The following is a 550-nucleotide window of genomic DNA, read 5'->3' on the forward strand; positions in this document are numbered from 1 at the left end:
TGCAGCGGAGGGGGACCCGAACGAGGCACGGAACGCGGTATCCATTCCCGCAACTCCGTGTTCGACCGTACGGAACGCGGTATCCATTCCCGCAACTCCGTGTTCGACCGTGAACCCGTGATGTTCCAGTTCGGTTGTCAGGCGTGCACTGCACGCGAATTCTTTCGAAGACTCTTCGACATTCGCGTGGATGAATTCGCTGACCGCGATGACGTTCTGCCAGTCTTGCTCGAGTGCGGTGCGGATCTTCGAGGCGAGTAATTCTGTGAAGGGACTGGTCACGAGGCCGGATGGTGCTCGAGCCAGTGGCTGGCGATGTCCATGCGGCGGGCGAACCATACTTTCCCAGTCGCCTGTGCATGCTCGATGAACTGACGCAGGGCATTGGCACGTGCCGCCTGACCGACGACCCGCGGGTGCAGTCCGATCGACATCATTTTCGGGAAACCGTTCTCACCTTCACGCCACAATTCGTCGAATGCACGAGTGATGTAGTCGGCGAACAGGGACGGACTCTTGTCGCCCTGAAGGTCGTTGTACGTCAGGCTGT

General features: G+C 59.3%; 2 pseudogenes. Both read right to left on the bottom strand.

The annotated features are described in order from the left end of the window. Nucleotides 1–282, bottom strand: a pseudogene (locus H7I41_RS23495) (hypothetical protein); the annotation flags it as partial. Next, nucleotides 279–550: pseudogene (locus H7I41_RS23500) on the bottom strand (allantoinase); the annotation flags it as partial. The pseudogenes H7I41_RS23500 and H7I41_RS23495, both read right to left, overlap by 4 nt.

The organism is [Mycobacterium] manitobense (assembly GCF_025821665.1).
Classification (GTDB): domain Bacteria; phylum Actinomycetota; class Actinomycetes; order Mycobacteriales; family Mycobacteriaceae; genus Mycobacterium; species Mycobacterium arseniciresistens.